The organism is Fastidiosibacter lacustris, from assembly GCF_003428155.1.
GTDB classification, from domain to species: domain Bacteria; phylum Pseudomonadota; class Gammaproteobacteria; order Francisellales; family Francisellaceae; genus Caedibacter; species Caedibacter lacustris.
This window is the reverse complement of the sequence record NZ_QLIR01000034.1, coordinates 1-6,209: the sequence shown is the minus strand read 5'-3', so window position 1 is coordinate 6,209 and position 6,209 is coordinate 1. Positions and strand designations below refer to the sequence as shown.

At 43.9% G+C, this 6,209-nt stretch carries 1 protein-coding gene; it reads right to left on the bottom strand.

Annotated features, from left to right (window positions below; all coding sequences use genetic code 11):
* Positions 1-6,209 (bottom strand): tandem-95 repeat protein (locus DNJ77_RS09640; RefSeq protein ID WP_116964856.1); only part of this gene is annotated, 6,209 nt, incomplete at both ends.

Here is a 6,209-nt window from a genome sequence, read left to right as displayed (position 1 = left end):
TCCAAGAAAAGACTCGGATCTAACACCAATTTGATCGGACTTATGCTATCATCTGCCGCACTTTCTGTATAAGGTGATGAAGTGGTTAAACCACTGATACTTGGTGCGTCATTCACGGGAGTGACATCAAAGGTTATCGTTGCACCTGTTGCCGCTTCTTCTAGCGCGTTTCTCACTCTAAAATTAAAACTTGCATAACTCACTCCATTGCCATTATTGGCAGGGGTAAAAGTTAATAAACCATTCTCAATATCTGCCTTCGTGATCAGCTGATTAAGGGTTACATCTACGCCATTGAATTTCAAAGCCCCAGCGCTCTCAAGTATTGTAATTCTCACTTCAGTAAATGCGTCGTTTTCTGGATCACTATAGCCAAAATCAGCAACGCTCAATACATAAGTGTTATCTTCATCGATTGTAATCGTTTTGTTTGTACCTGTTGGTAAATCCGCTACCTCATGAATTGTGATATCGATACTCTGAGTCCTGGTGAACGCCATATCATCTGTTGCTGTCACCGTCAACGTATCACTGCCATTGAAGTTAAGATTGCCCTGATAAATCAAACTTGCAAGTGTAGCATTGATATCCGTTTGCGTACCCGTTAGCGTCAAATCACTGCTGCCATTGCTACCGGCACTGATTACCGTAGCGCCTGATAACGTAATATTTAACCTTCCATTAGTGACTTGTAAACGAGCACTTTCTAAATTACCATCCACATCACTGACAGACAGTCCATTGATGGTAAGTGGCGCATCTTCATTGACTTCATACAACGGAATCAGTCTATATACTCTTACATGACCTGCATCGCTACCAGCACCATCATTGTTCCGTGAACTAATTGCCACGGTGCTACCGTCGGCACTTAAAGCCACTGAAAATCCAGAGTTATCAGATGAATTTTCACCATCAATATCCATTCCATATTTTACCCAACTACTGCCATTCCATTTATATATCCTAACCTGACCAACATCATTACTACCAGCAAAAGGTGCACTAATTGCTACTGTATTGCCATCCGCACTTAACGACATAGAATAACCTGAAAAATCGACAATTGACTCACCATCAATATCCCCTCCCTTTTGTACCCAGACGCTGCCATTCCATTTATATATCCGCACATGCCCCGCATCATTGCCATTGGCGTTATCATCATGAGGCGTAGCTATTGCTACCGTATTGCCATCGGCACTTAACGATACTGACCAGCCAAAGTGATCCTCTACTCCATCACCATTAATATCTAACCCCTTTTGCTCCCAAACAGCACCCGTCCAGTTATAAATCCGCACATGCCCAAAATCATTGCCATCATTATAAGGCGCACCTATTGCTACCGTATTACCATCCGCACTTAACGACACAGAATAACCTGACCAATCAAAAGCTGACTCACCATCAATATCCCCTCCCTTCTGCTCCCAAGTCGACGTTGCGGTATTCCAACTATATATCCTTACATGCCCCGCATCATTGCCATTGGCGTTATCATCATGAGGCGTAGCTATTGCTACCGTATTGCCATCGGCACTTAACGATACTGACCAGCCAAAGTGATCCTCTACTCCATCACCATTAATATCTAACCCCTTTTGCTCCCAAACAGCACCCGTCCAGTTATAAATCCGCACATGCCCAAAATCATTGCCATCATTATAAGGCCCACCTATTGCTACCGTATTACCATCCGCACTTAACGACACGGAAGAGCCAGATTGATCTCCTGTCGCTTCACCGTCAATATCTAAACCCTTTTGTTCCCAAGTTAATATGCTAGCATTCCAACTATATACTCTAACTTGCCCTTGAAGACCATTATACATAACTGTTCCAACGGCTAATGTATTGCCATCCGCACTTAAGCTTACGGAATGACCTAACTGTTCCCCTATTGCCTCACCATCAATATCCGTACCCAGTTGACGAATATCAAAAAGTGCACCCGTAAGCCCAATAAACGGTTGGTTAAACCCCATAACGTCTATGGATACATTCTTATTTGCCAATTGTGTTCCGCCTGTGCCCGTTTGTCCCATATCAGAAACGACAATCATTAACGTCACGCTACCAGTAAAATTGGCGTTAGGGCGATAAATCATGCCCGTTAAGGCATCACTAATGGCAGATAACGTTCCACTGAACTGAATGTTTGCACTGTTATTCGTTGTACCGTTTAAGAAAGTTAAGCCGCTAACAGAAGGAAGGATTAAAATTCCATCGTTGACCAAAAAGTTTATTGTAAGTTGCGTTGCATCGACATCGGATACGCTAATCAGGTTGGCGCCATTAAAAGTTAAATCATGCCCTTCTTCAAGAACTATATTAGTCACTGGCGCTGTCAATATCGGGGCATCATTGATAGCATTGACATTAATCGCAATTAACTGCACAGCACTTGAACTACCACTGTCGGTTGCGGTGAGTGTCAAGGTATCACTACCGTTAAAGTTAAGATTACCTTGATAACTTAAACTCGCAAGCGTTGCATTGATTTCCGCTTGCGTGCCGCTTATCGTTAAATCATTGCTACCATTGGCGCCAAGGCTCACCACCGCCGCTCCTGATAACGTCACATTCAACACTCCGTTAGTGACTTGTAAACGTGCAGTTGACAAATTACCATCCACATCATTAATCGAAATATTATTGATCGCAAGGGCTGTATCTTCATTCACTGTATAGCGTGGAATTAAACTATATACTCGCACATGACCCCTATTATCTGTGCTGCCTCCCGAACCATCATTTTGAGTCGCACTTATTGCTATCATATTACCATCAGCACTTAACGATACTGACGATCCAGAAAAATCCCCTGCCGCCTCACCATCAATATCTGCTCCATACTTTACCCAGTTTGTACCATTCCATTTATATATCCGTGTATGACCTCTATTATCACCGGATGATCCGCTTGTGCCATCGTTGTTATACGCACCAATTGCCACGGTATTGCCATCGGCACTTAAGCTCACTGACCAGCCAGAAAAATCTCCTACCGCCTCACCATCGATGTCTTGCCCCAATTTATCCCAGGTGGACGTCACACTATTCCAGCTGTAGATCCGTACATGACCTCTATTGTCTGTAATGTTTCCAGTCGTGCCATCATTATTATACGCACCAATTGCTACTGTCAAACCATCAGCACTTAACGATACTGAAAAACCAGATCTATCACCTGGCGCCTCACCATCGATGTCTTGCCCAAATTTATCCCAGGTTGACGTCACACTATTCCAACTGTAGATCTGTACATGACCTCTATCGTCACTTGCGTTTCCTGTCGTGCCATCATTATAAGACGCACCAATTGCCACGGTATTGCCATCGGCGCTTAAAGATACTGACGATCCAGAGTAATTATTTGCTGCCTCACCATCAATGTCGCCGCCTTTTGGTACCCAATTCGCACCATTCCAGCTATAGATTCGTACATGACCCGCATCAATGCCATTGGCATTATCATTATAAGGCGCACCAATTGCCACAGTGTTACCATCGGCACTTAACGAAACTGACTCTCCAGAGTAATTATTTGCTGCCTCACCATCAATGTCGCCGCCTTTTGGTACCCAATTCGCACCATTCCAGCTATAGATTCTTACATGACCTGAATTACTGCCATTGCCGTCATTAGCATTAGCACCAATCGCTATCGTATTACCATCTGCACTTAAAGAGACTGACAATCCAAAATTATCCCCAGCCACCTCGCCATTAATATCAGCACCCTTTTGAACCCAAGCTAAAGTTAAGGTATTCCAGCTATATATTCTTACATGACCAGAATCACCACCATTGCCGTCGTTATTACGTGCACCAATTGCCATTGTCATACCATCGGCACTTAATGACACAGAACTACCAGATTGATCACCTGTCGCTTCACCATCAATATCCGCACCTAATTTACTTGTAGTAAAGGCAGCTCCGCCTAGTAATACTTCTGGCGCGTCATTCACGGGAGTGACATCAATACTCATCGTATAGGTGGACACAGAATCAATCGCACCATCATTTACCTTAAAGCCAAAACTGGCATAATTACTACCATTGCCATTATTGGCAGGGGTAAAAGTCAATAAACCCGCATCAATATTCGCTTTAGTGATCACTTGATTCAAAGTTACTGCTACACCATTTAGTCTCAAACTGCCTACCATTGGCAGAGTAGTGATTTTAACACTGGCAAGTGTGTTACCATCCAAATCAGCAAAGTTAAAATCATTCGCCGTAAAAACATAGATGCTATCTTCATTTATCACCACCGTATTATCCATCGCGGTTGGCGCATCATTGGCAGCATTGACATTAATCGCAATTAACTGCACAGCACTTGAACTACCACTGTCGGTTGCGGTGAGTGTCAAGGTATCACTACCGTTAAAGTTAAGATTACCTTGATAACTTAAACTCGCAAGCGTTGCATTGATTTCCGCTTGCGTGCCGCTTATCGTTAAATCATTGCTACCATTGGCGCCAAGGCTCACCACCGCCGCTCCTGATAACGTCACATTCAACACTCCGTTAGTGACTTGTAAACGTGCAGTTGACAAATTACCATCAATATCATTTAGCGAAATATCATTCATCGCAAGTGTAGTATCTTCATTGACGGTATAGCGCGGAACCACACTGTATACCGAAACAATACCCCTGGATATACTGTAAGCAGGTCCTCCAAGTGCTACTTTACTGCCATCGGCACTTAAGCTCACGGAATAGCCCGACTGAGCATTCGTGAACTTACCATCAATATCTGATCCATACTTCACCCAGTTATTGCCATTCCATTTATAGATCCGCACACTACCTCTATTATCAGTAACACTTGCCCCTCCATCATTATTAGGTGCACCAATTGCCACGGTATTGCCATCGGCACTTAAGCTCACTGACCAACCAGAGTAATCACTTGACCCTTCACTACCATCAATATCCGAACCCTTATTTACCCAGGCACTGCCATTCCACTTATATATCCGTACCGTTCCGGAATCACCAATGTTACTGCCATCATGAAAAGGCGCACCAATCGCCACCGTATTGCCATCGGCACTTAAAGAGACTGACCAACCAGATTGATCACCCATTGAACTACCACCTTCACCATCAATATCAAGCCCCTTTTGTTCCCAACTTGTGCCATTCCAACTATAAATCCGCACATGACCTCTGTTGTCACTCGTGTTTCCTGTCGTGCCATCATTATAAGGCGCACTAATTGCCACGGTGTTACCATCGGCACTTAAGCTCACTGAATGACCAGAATTACCGCCTGCTGCTTCACCATCAATATCAAGCCCCTTTTGTTCCCAACTTGTGCCATTCCAACTATAAATCCGCACATGACCTCTATTATCGGTACTACTTGCCCCTCCATCATTATTAATCGCACCAATCGCTACTGTCAAACCATCAGCACTTAAGCTCACTGAATGACCAAAGTTATCCCCCGCTATCTCACCATCAATCTCCCCTCCCTTCTGTACCCAAGTAGTACCATTCCAGCTATAAACCCGCACATGACCAGAATCAGTACCACTACCATCATTACGTATCGCACCAATTGCCACAGTATTACCATCGGCACTTAAGGACACCGAATAACCAAAATAATCCCCTGCTGCCTCGCCGTCAATATCCCCTCCTTTCTGTACCCAGCCATTGCCGCTCCAACTATAGATCCTTACATCTTCACCCTGGCGTGCTCCAATTGCCATTGTCATACCATCGGCACTTAAGGACACTGACCAACCTGTCTGATGCCCATCCGTCTCGCCAATAATATCGACACCCAATTGACTGATATTAACGTGAGTTGCTCCAACTACAATCGCTGGGTTATCTAACCGATGAGCATAACCCTCAAAATGAAGAATCTCACTATTGTCTATTGCTTGTCCATATTCCAGTATGCTATCCCCTCCATTATCTTGACTTGCTGTCGTATCAATAGATGCCGCAATATCAGCATCTGTATATGACCTTAATGCTTCCACAAACGCTTGACCTTGTTGCCCTTCGGCAACGTTACAGCCATAGAATAAAATATCCCCTGTGTTACTTAATGCTTTTCCCCACTGTGCCAAACTTGCCGCATAATCGCCAATATTGTCTAAAGAAAGCGCTTCATTACCTAAATACAGCTTGCCGACATCACCATGAGAGACAATATGTACCGCTGAAAGATT